Below are 12,429 nucleotides of genomic sequence, written 5' to 3' on the forward strand. Positions count from 1 at the left end.
TCGGGCTCAGGCATGGGGTGTTCCTGTTCTGTACGGGTGACGCGGGCCGCTCGTGGCCGGTGCGCGCAGGACGGCCGCCACCTGCGCGCCGTAGGTGTCCAGACCCTCCGCGCCGCTGCCGGGCAGCCCGGTGAGCCGGGGCAGCAGGTCGCCGAAGGCGTTGACCTCGCCGACGAAGGCGCGCCGCCAGCCCACGGCCGGCAGCAGGTCGACCCCCACGCACAGCGTGCGCGGGAAGCAGGCCGCGGCCCGCTCGCAGACGTCCAGGACGTCGGACCACCGCGCGCCCGCGCCGGTGACGGCCCGCCGCACGTCGTCGAGGTCGCCGCGGCTGCCGCCCAGATGCAGATTGGTCAGCGGCCCGCGGCTGGTGCGCACCACCGCGTGGGTGGCCCGGCCGGCCACCACGACCACCCGCAGATCCGCCGCCCGGCCCGCCTGGGAGGCCTTCGGCACCCAGCGTTCGAGATGCAGTCCGTCCGGTGCCAGGGCGTCCACGATGCGTGCGACCTCCCGCTCGTCGTGATACCGGCGCACCCGCAGGGAGTTGTGCAGCGCGCCGCCCGGACCGGTCTCGACGGACGTGGTCGCCCTGATCCGGCCACCGCCCGCCGTCTCGACCGCGAGGACACCGGACGCCGACGACCCGTGCGCGGGCTTGACGAACAGCCGGGGCATCCGGTGCTCGCGCATCAGCGCCCGTACGTCGTCCCAGCCCTCCACGCGGGCGCCCAGCGGGCCCGACGTGGGCGAGTCCGGGACGGGCACACCGGCCGCGTCCAGCACCGCGTGGCAGGCCCGCTTGTCGAAGAGCACCGCCAGGTCGTCCGGGTCGGCGAGGGGGATACCGCCGCGCAGGGTGCGCAGCGCGGCGGTGAACCCCGTGTACCAGCGGGCCGAACCCTCCACCCGGGTCGGATTCGCGGCACCCCGCAGCAGCCGGTCGACCTCCGGGTTCTCACCGGGCGAGTCGACCCGCACGAACTCGTCGGCCGCGAACCGCGCCCCCCGCGTGCGGAGCACGTCCGACCAGGCGACGACCCGGGGCGCGGGCAGCCCGGCCGCGCGCACGGCGTCCGCGAAGAGGGACACCCTGCGGTTCTCGGGGTTGCCGACCACGGCGAACCGGGGACCGGTACGGGCGGCCGGTGCGGCGACGAGAGGTCCGGCCGCGGCGGACGCGGTCATTCCCCGACGGCGACGTAGCGCCAGACCGTACCGTCGTCCTCCGTGTCCTCGTCGGCGTCGTCACGGTTCAGATCGACCTCGACGCCCGCCGCCACCAGCGTCTGCCGGACGCGCTCCGCGATGTCCTCGCTGAGGTAGTTGTGGTGCAGGTCCAGCTTCTTGAGATGCGTCAGCGGCTGCCCGCCCAGCAGCGCGACCGCGCCCTCGTCGGTCAGCACACCCATCGACAGGTCCAGCACCTCCAGGCGCTCCACCACGGGAGCGGCGGCGACCGCGGCGGCCACCGCGTCCTGCATCTCGCTGTTGCGCAGGGCCAGATGACGCAGACGCGGCAGCCGGGCACCGGACAGGATCGGCTCCAGGTCGGCGGCCTCGCTGTCCCCGCCGTAGTCCGGCGTGCCGAGCCACAGGTCCAGGTGCTCCAGCGCGGGCAGGTCACTGGCACCGATGCCGCGCACCACCTCGACGGGCAGCCCGCCGGTCTCCGCCACCAGCCGGCGCAGCGCGCCGTGCCGCAGCGCGGTGAACTCCAGCCCGGTACCGCCGCGCACCCCGAACTCCTCAAGCGCCGGGTAGGCGTTGAGCAGCGGGCTGACGTCGCACTGGTGGATCCAGGAGATCTCGCACTCCTCCATCACCAGGTCGCCGAGGAACAGCGCGCGCAGCGCGGGGAAGGCGTCCCGGGCCTCCACCAACGCCTCGACGATCGGCGTCGGAGCCGTGTCGTAGGCCTCCTCCCAGCCACCGACGATCACGGCCCGGACCCGGGTCGTGTCGACGGCCGCACGGAAGCGGGCGAACGTGTCGGGCCATGCCTCGTCGCTGTCGTACACCTCTCCGCCGAGGCGCCAGGCGACCGAGTCCGGCTCGGGCAGGCGGTCGGCCGGGGCGCCCGGCCCGGGGAAGGTGAACGACGGCAGCCCGTACAGCGCGTCGAGGTGCTCACCGATGGTCATGCGGTCGCTCCTGGGAGAAAGAGTGCGTGGTGTGTGCTGCGCCTTTCTACCAACCGGCACTGACAGCGCCCATCGGCGGGGCACGGCACGGGCGTTGTCAGTGGCGGCGCCTAACGTCGTGGTCATGAGGCCGGTGCGCGGAGCACCCGGCGGTGAGGGGACAGCCATGTACCGACAGGGAGACGTACTGATCGTGCCCGTCGCGCAGGACGCGGTGCCCGCCCACGCGGCGCACGCCCCGCGCGAGCGACGCGACGGACGCGGGCGGCTCGTACTGGCGCTGGGCGAGGTGACGGGCCACGCCCACGCGGTCGTCGGACCGGGCGAGTTGGTGCGCGAGCCGGGCCCCTACGGCCCGTTGCTGCTCCATCTCCCGCAGGGCGGGCGGGTGGTGCACGAGGAGCACGCGGTGATCGTGCTGCCCAAGGGATGGTTCCGGGTGATCAGACAGCGGGAGTACGTACCGGGGTCCGTACGGATCGTGGCCGACTGAGGGACCGGGAGGCGCTACGACAGTGCCGGGCAGGGACGTGGAGGACGGGACAGGCGCGTGGAGGACAGGTACGTGGGCGGGGCTGACATGGGAGCGGACGGCAGGACGATGGACTGGACATCGGGCGGGGCGTCGGGCGCGGGAGCGGGGAGTGTGACGGCCGCGGTCGTGGAGCCGGGCAGTGACGGGGCCCAACTCGCTGACGGGGCTGCGCCGTTCGACCTCTCCGCCGACCTCGCGCGGTGGCGGGCGTGGGCCACGGCGACCGGCCCCGCGGACCGGGCGGGCGCGGAGGAGGGCGTCCGGCGGGCCTACCGGCTGGCGGGACTCGTCGAACCGGAGCGTGTGGTCTGGGCGGGTTCACCGCGCGCGGCGGTCGCTCTCGTCCGGGAGCTGAGCGACCGGGGCCCGAGCGTGCGGGACGCGGTGCGCAGCGCGCCGTGGGCGGCGGCGAGGCGGCGGCTGCACGCCGAGTTGGGGCCCGCGGGATGGTCGGCGCACTGGGCGGCGACGGGTGGACAGCTGTGGCCGTCGGCGCAGGCCCTGGTGGACCGGATCCGCGCGGGCGTGATCGAGGACCTGGCCGGGAGGGACACCGGGAAGGAGGCCGCGGAGATCCGGCTGATCCTCCTGGACGCCGTGCTCGGGCAGCACGACGCGCCGTGGCTCGCGGCCTTCCCGGCCGGTGACGGTCCGATCGACGCGCTGTCCGAGGTGTGCCGAGGCGCCGGCTGGTGGTGGCCGTTCGCGCGGGTCGCGGTGCTGTCGGAACGCCCCTCCGCGCTCCACCGCGACGAGGCGGGACGACTCGACCACGGCGACGGCCCGGCCCTCGCGTACCCGGACGGCTTCGCCCTGCACGCCTGGCGCGGAATGCCGGTCCCGGCCGCCTTCCTGGCCGAACTGTCCACGCTGACCCCCGAACGCATCCGGGCCGAGGAGAACGCCGAGCTGCGCCGCGTGATGCTGGAGTACTACGGCTACGACCGCTACCTGAGCGATTCGGACGCCCGCCCCCTGCACCGGGACGAGACGGGGATCCTGTGGCGGATCGACCTGGCCGACGACGAGCCCGTGGTGATGGTGGAGGTGGTCAACTCCACACCGGAGCCCGACGGCACACACCGCACCTACTGGCTGCGCGTGCCGCCGTCGACCCGCACGGCCAGAGCGGGGGTCGCCTGGACCTTCGGCCTGGACGCCAGCGCGTATGCACCTGAGCGGCAGACCTGAGGATCGGATGCCGGGCCACTCGGCGCCCGCCCACTCGGCGCCCGGCCACCCGGTGTCCTCTTTGCGCGGGGAGCGGTCCCGGGTGCGGTACCCGGCGCGGTTCAGGGCCTGCGGTCGCGGAAGGTGCGGCGCAGGTCGTTCACCCAGGCGTCGGGGTTCTCCCAGGGGATGAAGTGGCCGCCGTGGTCATGGGCGTTGACGTTGACGTGGTTGAACCATGCGCCGGCCGGGCCGTTCTCGAACGCTTCGACGCGCTCCTCGGTGGTGTGGACGCCGGGTGGGTACTCGTAGGCGACGAAGGTGAGACCGACCGGGGCCTGCACGACCGGCGTGCGGTCGTGGGCGGGTGTCCAGGGGTAGCGGTTGGCGTTGGCGTAGTAGCGCATCGAGGTGGCGATGGAGTTGTTCGCCCAGTAGATCGTGGCGTGGGTGAGCAGGTCGTCCTTGGTGAAGACGGACTCGACGTCACCGTGGTTGTCGCTCCAGGCGTTCCAGCGCTCCAGCAGCCAGGCGAGCAGTCCGGCGGGGGAGTCGCTGAGACCGTGGGCCAGGGTGGCGCCGTCGAGCATGTGCACGGCGAGGTGGGAGGCCGAGCGGCGGTCCATCTGCATGATCCGGGCGCGGACATCGGCGGGCTGGTCGTCGGTGAGCGGCCTTCTGCTGCCGAAGTCCCAGGCGCGGGGGCCGTTGAAGAAGTCGAGCGGCAACCCGGAGCCGATGTGGATGCCGTACAGCTCGTCGGCGTACTTGTGGCCGAGCTGACTGGTGACGACACCGCCGATGTCACAGCCCCCGGCCGCGTACTTGTCGTACCCCAGGGTCTCGGTCATCAGGGTGTGCCAAAGGTCGGAGACCTTCCAGAAGTTGACGTCCGGAAAGCCGGTGAGCGGGCCGGGGAAGCCGAAACCGGGCAGCGACGGCACGATGACGTCGAACGCGTCGGCGGGGTCACCGCCGAACGCGGCCGGGTCGGCGAGCGGACCGATCACCTTCGACCAGTGCCAGAACGTCCAAGGCCAGCCATGGGTCAGGATCAACGGGATCGGGCGGGGGCCGCGGCCGGGCCTGCGCATGAAGTGCAGCGGGACACCGGCGACGCTCACCTCGTAGTGCTCGTGCACGTTGATGGCCGCCTCGGCCGCGCGCCAGTCGTAGCCGTCCCGCCAGTAGGCGAGAAGCTCGCGGAGATAGCTGTCGGGGACGCCGTAGGACCAGTCCTCGTTCCCCTCGTCCAGGGGCGGACGGGTCGCCGAGAGGCGGGCGCGCAGGTCGTCGAGGACCGCGTCGGACACATGGATCGCGACGGGCTTCAGGGGGAACCCGTCCGGGGTGCTCATCGCGTGGTTCCTAACTCGGTTGTGTCACACACCAGTTGGACTACGAACCGTGACGGCCTGCCGCGTGACCTCCCGCCGGTACGTGGCCCATCCAATCAGGTTGCTGTCCGGCTCACGAGCGCTTCAGGACACGTACCCGACCGTCGTCCGCACGGCGGGGGCGTCCACGGCCGACCGCGTCGCCTCCGGCCGGACCGGGCCGGTCAACCGTCGCTCTCCGGCTGGTCGTGGAGCGGGACGCCCAGTCGTTCGGCCACGGTGGTGAGCGCCGACCCCAGCGGCAATTCGACGCGGGCGACGGCATGCGCGTCGCCCCGGGTCGGGTCCCGGTTGATGATCAGTACGGGTTTGTGGGCCTCGGCCGCCTGGCGTACGAACCGCAGCCCGGACATCACCGTCAACGACGAACCCAGGACCAGCAGGGCGGAAGCGTCCCGGACCAGCTCACGGCAGCGCTCGACCCGCTGCGGGGCCACGGACTCGCCGAAGAACACCACGTCCGGCTTGAGAACGCCGTCGCAGTCCGCGCACGACACCAGCCGGAAGCCGGCGACCTGGTCGTCGGTGAGGTCCGCGTCACCGTCCGGATTCAGACCGGCGGCCACGGGCCCGTAGCCCGGATTGGTCTCCTCCAGCCGGCGGGCGAGATCACCGCGCGGAGTGACGGCACCGCACGTGAGGCAGACGACGCGGTCCAGGCCGCCATGCAGCTCCACGACACCCACGCTTCCGGCGGCCCGGTGGAGGCCGTCGACGTTCTGCGTGATCACTCCGGTCAGCAGCCCGTGCCGCTCGAACGCGGCCACCGCCCGGTGCCCGGCGTTCGGGCGGGCACGGCCGAAGACACGCCAGCCGAGGTGACTGCGCGCCCAGTACCGGCGCCGCGCCTGGACACTGCCGACGAAATCCTCGTAGAGCATCGGCGTGTGCCTGCTCAGGCTTCCGCCGTCGCCCCGGTAGTCGGGGATGCCCGACTCCGTGGAGATGCCCGCGCCGCTGAGCACCAGCACACCCCCGGCGCTGAGCAGGTCGGTGACCACGCCCAGATCCGTGGTGCCCGGAGGGAGGTCACCGGGCGGGGTCCAGCTGAGAGTGGGACGCATGCGCATGCCGCCAGGGTACGAAACCGGCGGCCTCCGAACCGCTCGCCGACGAAGCCCGATAACTGTTTGCCGCCGGTCGGCCCGCCCGGATAGGAATCTCACATGCTGAAGGGCGACAAGGTCGGGCTCAGGGCCCGGCACGAGGACGACATTCCCCTCCTGGACTCGGAGCTCTACGACGACGTGGCCACCCACGCGCGGGCCAACAGCAAGCCATGGCGGCCGATCACACCCGGCTCCAAGGACTCGCCGTTCGCGGTGGACGACAAGGAGCGGGGGAACGCGCCGTTCTCCGTGGTGGACCTGGACTCCGGCACCCTGCTCGGCAGCGCGGCGCTGTGGGGCATCGACGAGCACAACCGGATCGCGCACATCGGCCTCGGGCTGCTGCCTTCCGCCCGTGGCAAGGGCTATGGCACCGACGTGGTCGCGGTGCTGTGCCACTACGGCTTTGTCGTCCGCGGCCTGCACCGGTTGCAGATCGAGACGCTGGCGGACAACGACGCGATGCTGCGCTCCGCCGAGCGCAACGGCTTCGTCCGTGAGGGAGTGCTGCGGGCGGCGGCCTGGGTGATGGGGGAGTTCGTCGACGAGGTGCTGCTCGGGCTCCTGGTCGAGGAGTGGAAGCCGGGCCCGAAGGACAGGCCCGCTTCCTGAGCGTGGACGCGGCTCCGCCGCCCGGGAATGCGCGGTGGGGCGGCGTGGTTGGAAGGACCGTGGGAGTGGAGGGGACAGTGTCCCCGGGCCTCACCTATTGCCTGCGGGGACGATCGTCCGGCTGAAGCCCCGCAGAGCGCATCGCCGCGTAGGCGACCGCCCTCCATTCCCGCAACGCGCAGAGCGGCCCCGAGTGCTTCGATCGCCTCGGGGCCGCGGTATGTCCTGGATGCCCTGGACATTCTCGATGTCTTCGGCCGAGGGTTTTCCGACCGCCCGTTCATGAGGCGGGGAGCGCCCGCGCCCGTTCCCGTGTCCTCACGGACCGACGCGGATGATCGTCTTTCCCTTGCGCCGCTCGGTCGGATTGAGGGCGGCGACGGCATCGTCGAGGGGCGAGACACCGTCGATGTTCGTTCGCAGTCGTCCGTCCCGCACGCGCTGCACGATCTCGACCAGTTCGGCACGGTCGGCCTCGACGACGAAGTCCACCGCCAGCCCGGCAGCGGGCCGCGCCTCGACCGGGCCGGTGACGGACACCAGCGTCCCTCCCGCCTTGACGAGCGCGGCGGACCGCTTCTGGACGTCGCCCCCGATGACGTCGAAGACCAGATCGACGCCACCGACGTCTTCCAGGGAGTCGTTCTCAAGGTCCACGAACTCATGAGCGCCGTAGTCGAGCGCCTTCTCGCGGTCGGCGGCGCGTCCGGTGCCGACGACGTAGGCGCCGGCCTCGCGCGCGAGCTGGGTCACCATCGTCCCGACCGCCCCGGCCGCGCCATGGGCGAGGACGGTCTGGCCGGCCTGGAGGCGGCCGTGCTGGAACAGCCCCTGCCACGCGGTCAGTCCCGAGATGGGCAAGGACGCGCCCACCTGGAAGTCGACGTCACCGGGCAGCGGTGCGAGGTTGCGCGCCTCGATCGCCACGTACTGCGCCAGGGTGCCGTCGCGGTGCCAGTCGGCCAGGCCGAACACCCGCTGCCCGACCGACAGACCCGTTGTGCCGTAGCCGAGGGCGGTCACCACTCCCGCCAGCTCGTGGCCGGGGATCGACGGTGTCCTGTCCCGGCCGGCGCGATCGGTCCAGGTCGACGGCCACTCCATCTCGGTCGGGACGAAGCCCGACGCGTGGATCCGCACGACGACGTCGTTGATCGCCGCCTGCGGCTCGGGTCGCTCGACCAGTGTCATCCCGGCCGTGCCCGCAGCCTGGTCCGTCACCACGATCGCTTTCATGGGAATCGCTTCCTCGGTCTTTTGTCTGTTGGGCGGAGCTTCGGCAGCCGGACTGCTCTCCGTCCGTCGCCATGCCTCCGAACTTAGGCGCCGAGTAGCCCATAGGTATGGTCCATTTCTATGGCAGATCTGTGGGCCACTTCGGGATCCAGGAGATACGTGAGCCCGACGAGGTGCCGCGCGCGAAGGTGCGAGATGGTCACCGGTACGAGGCGGTTGCGTGGGTACCCGGGACACCCACCCGCCTGAAATGGCATGAGTTGGGTACCCGCACGCGAAATCCCCGAGTACCCGAGGAGTGTCTCCGATGGCCACCGTGTCCCTCACCGGAGCGTCCAAGGAAGATGCCGCCACCGTCTTCGCCGTACTGCGAACGGCGTTCCCCACCGACCGCGCCTTCGACGACGTGCCGCAGGATCGGCTGGGCGACCGCTCCGCCGTGTGGAGCGCGGAGTTCGAGCCGACGCAGGAGTGGATCCCGACCGATCCGATGCCTCTGAAGGGGTCGGTCTCCGCCACGCTGCAAGGCGACTACGTCGCGGTGGACCAACTGTTCGAAGCCCTGAGCACCACGTTCGCCATAGAGCACTGGGGCGCCGCGTCGGGCGACCAGGAGAAGGAGGTCGACCTGCGGCTCGGGACGAAGGAAGGGCGAGGCGGGACGCCGTAGGGGCCGGACAGTCAGTTCGACGGGCCGAGCGCCCCGGTGATCAGTGCTTCGAGCTGCTGGGCGACCTGGTCCAGGGGTTGCGCGCTGCGCTTGGCGCGGCACATGGCGGTGGCGCCCTCGACGGCGGCGACGACGAGGACCGCCATGCCCCGGGCCTGCTCGGGCGCGACACCGTGTTCTCGTAGCGCGTCGGCGAGCAGCCGTTCCCAGTCCTCGAACATCTCGGCGGCGGCGAGCAGTGCCGGCGGGTTCTCGTCGGCCGGTGGCTCCTCGACCGAGACGGCCAGTACGGGACAACCGGCCCGGAAGTCGCTGTCGACGACGATGCCGCGCCACAGCGCCAGGAAGGCCCGCAGCCCGGCGACCGGACCCGCCGCCAGCTCCTTGCGGAGCACGCGGGCGACCGTGCCACCCGCGTACCGCACCGCCTCGGTGGCCAGTTGCTGCTTGCCGTCGGGGAAGTAGTGGTAGGTGGAGCCGAGCGGCGCCTTGGCGTGTTTCGCCAGCTCCCGGATGCTCGCCGCGCTCAGGCCGCGCCTGCTGATCAGGTCGGCGGCACCCATCAGGATGCGCTCGCGCGACGGCGCGCCGGACTTGCCCACGATCGTGCTCCCGTCTGGACCCCACTGGCTATAACGCTCGTCATAGTCTAGCGTGACCTCCGTTTATAACAGTCGTCATAGAGCGTGCGTGGAGCACGAGAGGAGACATGGCCATGCCGATGATCCGGCTCACCGTCCCGTCCGGCGCCCTGACCGAGGAGGGCCGAAAGACCGTCCGACGCGACCTGGCCGCCGTACTGCTGCGCTGGGAGGGGGCGCCCGACACCGCGTTCTTCCGCGCGCAGGCGTGGAGCTATCTCGTCGAGCTGCCCGAGGGAGCGCAGACCACTGCCGAGGACGACGCGTCGCGCTACCTCGTCGAAGTGACGGTGCCGCAGGGCGCGTTGTCCGAGCGGCGCAGGGCCGGTCTGGTCGAGGACGCCACCAGGACCGTCCTCGCGGCGGCCGGGCTCGGTCAGGACGACGCCCTGCGGGTGTGGGTGCTGGTGCACGAGCAGCCCGACGGCACCTGGGGCGCGGGCGGCTCCATCGTCCGCCACTCCGACCTGGTCGCCCTCGCGAAGGGTGAGCGGACCGATGCGTGAACTGGTCTACGTCGCCCGCAACACCGTCGAATGGCGCGAGGCACCCGACCCGAGGCCGAGGTCCGGGCAGGAGGCGATCGTCGCCCCGGTGGCGGCGACCTCCTGCGACGTCGACACCGCGATCCTGGCCGGACACGGCTTCATCGACCCGCCGTTCGCCCTCGGCCACGAGTGCGTGGCCAGGGTCGTCGAGACCGGTGACGACGTCACGGCCGTAGCCGTGGGCGATCTCGTGGTGGTCCCCTGGTCCATCAACTGCGGTGCCTGCGACCACTGCCGCGCCGGGCTCACCGCGCACTGCACGGCCGTACCGCACATGGCCATGTACGGGGCCCCGATCGGCGGCAGTTGGGGCGGCCTCTTCTCCGACCTGGTCCGCGTGCCCTACGCGGACGCCATGCTCGTACCGCTGCCGGACGGCCTCGACCCGGTCGCCATGGCGTCCGCCAGCGACAACTGGTCACTGTCCTGGCGGCTGGTCGCGCCCCACCTGAAGAACAGGCCCGGCGCGCGTCTGCTGGTCGTCGCGCGCGGCAGCATTGGCCTGTACGTCTGCGACATCGCCCGCGCGCTCGGCGCCTCCGACGTCCTCTACGTCGACCCGGACGCCGAACACCGCAAGCTCGCCGAGAGCTTCGGCGCCCGTACCGCGGAGACGCTCGAACCGGTCCGGCACGGCTTCGACATCGCCGTCGAGGCCACCGGACGCGTCGACCAACTCGCCCTGACCGTCAAGTCCCTCGCCCCGGAAGGGATCTGCGAGTCCGCGGGCAACCACTTCCGTCCCGGCGAACTGCCGCTGCTCGACATGTACCTCACCGGTGTCACGCTGCGCGTCGCCCGCGACAACGTCCGCGTCCACATCCCCGACGCCCTCGACCTGGCCCGCTCCGGAGCGGTCGACCCGGCCCGGGTCGTGTCCCACGTCCTGGACTGGGAGCAACTCCCGGACGCACTGCCCGAGAAGCACCTCAAGCCCGTGTTCGTCCGCGCCGACGCCTGACGCGTCCCGACCGGGGGACGGGTGAGCGGCCGTGCCGCTGTGAACTGCCGTGCGGTGAAGGGTGGTTCACGGCCAGGACCTGGTACGGCCCGTGCCGTCGACCGGACGGCGCAGCATCCGGAACGCCAGCATGACGGCGAACGGCCACAGCACGAGCAGGCACCACAGCACGGCCGCGTAGGGGGAGAGGATTCCGACGACGAGAAGGAGCAGGGAGGCGCAGGTCAGGGCGGCCACTGACAGGGGCAGCCACGGCCGGGGAGCGGGGTGACGCATCAGTCGGACCAGGTCCCGGTCCTCGCGGAGCCCGGCCTCGATCCGTGCCAGGGCGAGGAGTTCGTACGACGACAGCGTCACGCCGTCGGGTTCGTTGCGGCTTTCCACGGTGAGTACCTCGTTCGTCCCGTGCGCTGGCACCGGACGGCTCCGCCCTGGTCGGCGCGGAACCCCGGGTGCTGATGACGTAACGAGTTCCCCCTGAAAACCGATCGACGCTTCCCACGGACACGAGGACGACCGCGTGACGTGTGTGAGATCCCCGAGCAAGGGCACTCCATGAGGCCCGGTCTTCGAGACCGGGCCCCTTTCCGGAATACGAGCCGTCAGGCGAGTGATCCGCCCGTCCAGTAGCGGATGGACCGGAAACGGGCCTCGGCGCGGCCCGAACCGTGGTTGTAGACGCCGTTCTTGAAGTAACGGGTGGCGGGCCCGCGGTCGTCGGCGGTCAGGACCAGGGAGTCGTCGAAGTAGACCCTGATGGTTCCGGTCCCGCTGCTCGCCCGGTGAGCGATCTTCACGTTGAACCAGCTGTCGTACGCGCCGGTCCTGAGCACCGTGCCGTCGTAGCGCCGCACGGTCCCGCCGCCGGTGTCGTAGACGTTGAGCATGATGTCGGTCGCAGGGGTCCCCGCAGGGTGGACGCTGCGCAGGATCTGGACGAAGGAGGCGCCGTCGGTGCCGGAGGGCAGGTAGACGTCGGCGTCCCACATGTGGCTGCCCGTGGTGTAGTCGACCTTCCAGCGCATCTCGGTGCGCGGGTCGGTGGAACTGCCTTCCTCGAAGGGTTCGTCAGTGGCGTACACCCACATGCGGTCGACACCACCGCTGCTGCTGTGCCGGTCGCTGAGATCGAGGTTCCAGGGCTTCTGCCAGCTGTAGGTGAACGAGGTCTGCGTCCAGCCGTCGGTGGGGTCCGTGGCCGCTGCCGCCGGCGGGGCCTGCGGAAGGGCGAGCGCGGCACCGCCGGTCAGCAGACCGGTACCGGCCCGTAAGAGGGATCTCCTGTTCATGGCCTGTCCTTCCATTGGGCCGTTAGGCCGTTGGGCCATTGGGGACGGCCGCAGGCAACCGCAATACATCGGATGAGTCAAGGACTTCGACCATGATTGTTGGTGCGCGCATGTTGC

14 protein-coding genes are annotated in these 12,429 nt (G+C 71.5%); 6 read left to right on the forward strand and 8 right to left on the reverse strand.

From position 1 onward, the window contains the following. Positions 1-6 precede the first annotated feature (6 nt). Positions 7-1,188 carry an STM4014 family protein gene (locus ACIQPR_RS33150; RefSeq protein WP_403655770.1) on the reverse strand — a complete coding sequence of 394 codons (1,182 nt, stop codon included), beginning with the start codon at positions 1,186-1,188 and terminating at the stop codon, positions 7-9. Next, positions 1,185-2,144: an STM4015 family protein gene (locus ACIQPR_RS33155; protein ID WP_403655772.1), complete on the reverse strand. Its 960-nt coding sequence runs from the start codon at positions 2,142-2,144 to the stop codon at positions 1,185-1,187. Before ACIQPR_RS33155 ends, ACIQPR_RS33150 begins: the two co-directional genes overlap by 4 nt. Before the next feature lie 166 nt (positions 2,145-2,310). Here ACIQPR_RS33155 and ACIQPR_RS33160 point away from each other — a divergent pair, with 166 nt between their 5' ends. Beyond that, the gene (locus ACIQPR_RS33160; RefSeq protein WP_403655774.1) at positions 2,311-2,637 is read left to right on the forward strand and encodes a hypothetical protein; all 327 of its coding nucleotides are present in this window, start codon (positions 2,311-2,313) and stop codon (positions 2,635-2,637) included. A 72-nt stretch (positions 2,638-2,709) separates the two neighbouring features. Beyond that, a complete protein-coding gene (locus ACIQPR_RS33165; RefSeq protein ID WP_403655776.1) occupies positions 2,710-3,870 on the forward strand; it encodes a DUF6745 domain-containing protein in 1,161 nt (386 codons plus the stop codon). A 101-nt stretch (positions 3,871-3,971) separates the two neighbouring features. On the opposite strand, the gene ACIQPR_RS33170 is transcribed toward ACIQPR_RS33165, so the two are convergent. Together ACIQPR_RS33170 and ACIQPR_RS33175 are read right to left on the reverse strand one after the other, a co-directional pair. Next, positions 3,972-5,207: an epoxide hydrolase family protein gene (locus ACIQPR_RS33170; RefSeq protein WP_403655778.1), complete on the reverse strand. Its 1,236-nt coding sequence runs from the start codon at positions 5,205-5,207 to the stop codon at positions 3,972-3,974. Positions 5,208-5,410: 203 nt separating this feature from the next. Beyond that, the gene (locus ACIQPR_RS33175) at positions 5,411-6,316 is read right to left on the reverse strand and encodes an NAD-dependent protein deacetylase (RefSeq protein ID WP_403655780.1); all 906 of its coding nucleotides are present in this window, start codon (positions 6,314-6,316) and stop codon (positions 5,411-5,413) included. Between the two features lie 96 nt (positions 6,317-6,412). On the opposite strand from ACIQPR_RS33175, the gene ACIQPR_RS33180 reads away from it, so the two are divergent. Then, positions 6,413-6,967 (forward strand): GNAT family N-acetyltransferase, encoded by a 555-nt coding sequence (locus ACIQPR_RS33180; protein WP_403655782.1) that lies wholly within the window; start codon positions 6,413-6,415, stop codon positions 6,965-6,967. A 318-nt stretch (positions 6,968-7,285) separates the two neighbouring features. Here ACIQPR_RS33180 and ACIQPR_RS33185 read toward each other — a convergent pair whose 3' ends face one another. Then, on the reverse strand, positions 7,286-8,203 hold the full coding sequence (locus ACIQPR_RS33185) for an NADP-dependent oxidoreductase (RefSeq protein WP_403655784.1): 918 nt from the start codon (positions 8,201-8,203) through the stop codon (positions 7,286-7,288). A 307-nt stretch (positions 8,204-8,510) separates the two neighbouring features. Between ACIQPR_RS33185 and ACIQPR_RS33190 the strand changes: the two genes are divergently transcribed. Further along, complete coding sequence (locus ACIQPR_RS33190) at positions 8,511-8,873, forward strand: hypothetical protein (protein ID WP_403655786.1); 363 nt, start codon at positions 8,511-8,513, stop codon at positions 8,871-8,873. A gap of 11 nt (positions 8,874-8,884) precedes the next feature. Here ACIQPR_RS33190 and ACIQPR_RS33195 read toward each other — a convergent pair whose 3' ends face one another. Next, complete coding sequence (locus ACIQPR_RS33195) at positions 8,885-9,475, reverse strand: TetR/AcrR family transcriptional regulator (RefSeq protein ID WP_403655788.1); 591 nt, start codon at positions 9,473-9,475, stop codon at positions 8,885-8,887. A 113-nt stretch (positions 9,476-9,588) separates the two neighbouring features. Between ACIQPR_RS33195 and ACIQPR_RS33200 the strand changes: the two genes are divergently transcribed. Continuing rightward, positions 9,589-10,020 carry a 4-oxalocrotonate tautomerase family protein gene (locus tag ACIQPR_RS33200; protein WP_403656467.1) on the forward strand — a complete coding sequence of 144 codons (432 nt, stop codon included), beginning with the start codon at positions 9,589-9,591 and terminating at the stop codon, positions 10,018-10,020. Beyond that, positions 10,013-11,023 carry a zinc-binding dehydrogenase gene (locus ACIQPR_RS33205; RefSeq protein ID WP_403655790.1) on the forward strand — a complete coding sequence of 337 codons (1,011 nt, stop codon included), beginning with the start codon at positions 10,013-10,015 and terminating at the stop codon, positions 11,021-11,023. The genes ACIQPR_RS33200 and ACIQPR_RS33205 overlap by 8 nt, the downstream gene beginning before the upstream one ends. A 66-nt stretch (positions 11,024-11,089) precedes the next feature. Here the strand turns inward: ACIQPR_RS33205 and ACIQPR_RS33210 are convergent, their stop codons facing one another. Beyond that, complete coding sequence (locus ACIQPR_RS33210) at positions 11,090-11,407, reverse strand: DUF3040 domain-containing protein (RefSeq protein ID WP_403655792.1); 318 nt, start codon at positions 11,405-11,407, stop codon at positions 11,090-11,092. A 218-nt stretch (positions 11,408-11,625) separates the two neighbouring features. Beyond that, positions 11,626-12,312 carry a polysaccharide lyase family 7 protein gene (locus tag ACIQPR_RS33215; protein WP_403655794.1) on the reverse strand — a complete coding sequence of 229 codons (687 nt, stop codon included), beginning with the start codon at positions 12,310-12,312 and terminating at the stop codon, positions 11,626-11,628. Between the last annotated feature and the right edge of the window lie 117 nt (positions 12,313-12,429).

It is taken from the genome of Streptomyces sp. NPDC091280 (genome assembly GCF_044768565.1).
Taxonomy (GTDB): Bacteria; Actinomycetota; Actinomycetes; order Streptomycetales; family Streptomycetaceae; genus Streptomyces.

What these genes read in the sequence shown, in the direction of transcription:
- ACIQPR_RS33175 (WP_403655780.1), bottom strand. Translation starts at nt 6,316, where the DNA reads ATGCGCATGCGTCCCACTCTCAGCTGGACCCCGCCCGGTGACCTCCCT.
- ACIQPR_RS33205 (WP_403655790.1), top strand. Translation starts at nt 10,013, where the DNA reads ATGCGTGAACTGGTCTACGTCGCCCGCAACACCGTCGAATGGCGCGAG.
- ACIQPR_RS33155 (WP_403655772.1), bottom strand. Translation starts at nt 2,144, where the DNA reads ATGACCATCGGTGAGCACCTCGACGCGCTGTACGGGCTGCCGTCGTTC.
- ACIQPR_RS33170 (WP_403655778.1), bottom strand. Translation starts at nt 5,207, where the DNA reads ATGAGCACCCCGGACGGGTTCCCCCTGAAGCCCGTCGCGATCCATGTG.
- ACIQPR_RS33190 (WP_403655786.1), top strand. Translation starts at nt 8,511, where the DNA reads ATGGCCACCGTGTCCCTCACCGGAGCGTCCAAGGAAGATGCCGCCACC.
- ACIQPR_RS33200 (WP_403656467.1), top strand. Translation starts at nt 9,589, where the DNA reads ATGCCGATGATCCGGCTCACCGTCCCGTCCGGCGCCCTGACCGAGGAG.
- ACIQPR_RS33160 (WP_403655774.1), top strand. Translation starts at nt 2,311, where the DNA reads ATGTACCGACAGGGAGACGTACTGATCGTGCCCGTCGCGCAGGACGCG.
- ACIQPR_RS33150 (WP_403655770.1), bottom strand. Translation starts at nt 1,188, where the DNA reads ATGACCGCGTCCGCCGCGGCCGGACCTCTCGTCGCCGCACCGGCCGCC.
- ACIQPR_RS33215 (WP_403655794.1), bottom strand. Translation starts at nt 12,312, where the DNA reads ATGAACAGGAGATCCCTCTTACGGGCCGGTACCGGTCTGCTGACCGGC.
- ACIQPR_RS33185 (WP_403655784.1), bottom strand. Translation starts at nt 8,203, where the DNA reads ATGAAAGCGATCGTGGTGACGGACCAGGCTGCGGGCACGGCCGGGATG.
- ACIQPR_RS33180 (WP_403655782.1), top strand. Translation starts at nt 6,413, where the DNA reads ATGCTGAAGGGCGACAAGGTCGGGCTCAGGGCCCGGCACGAGGACGAC.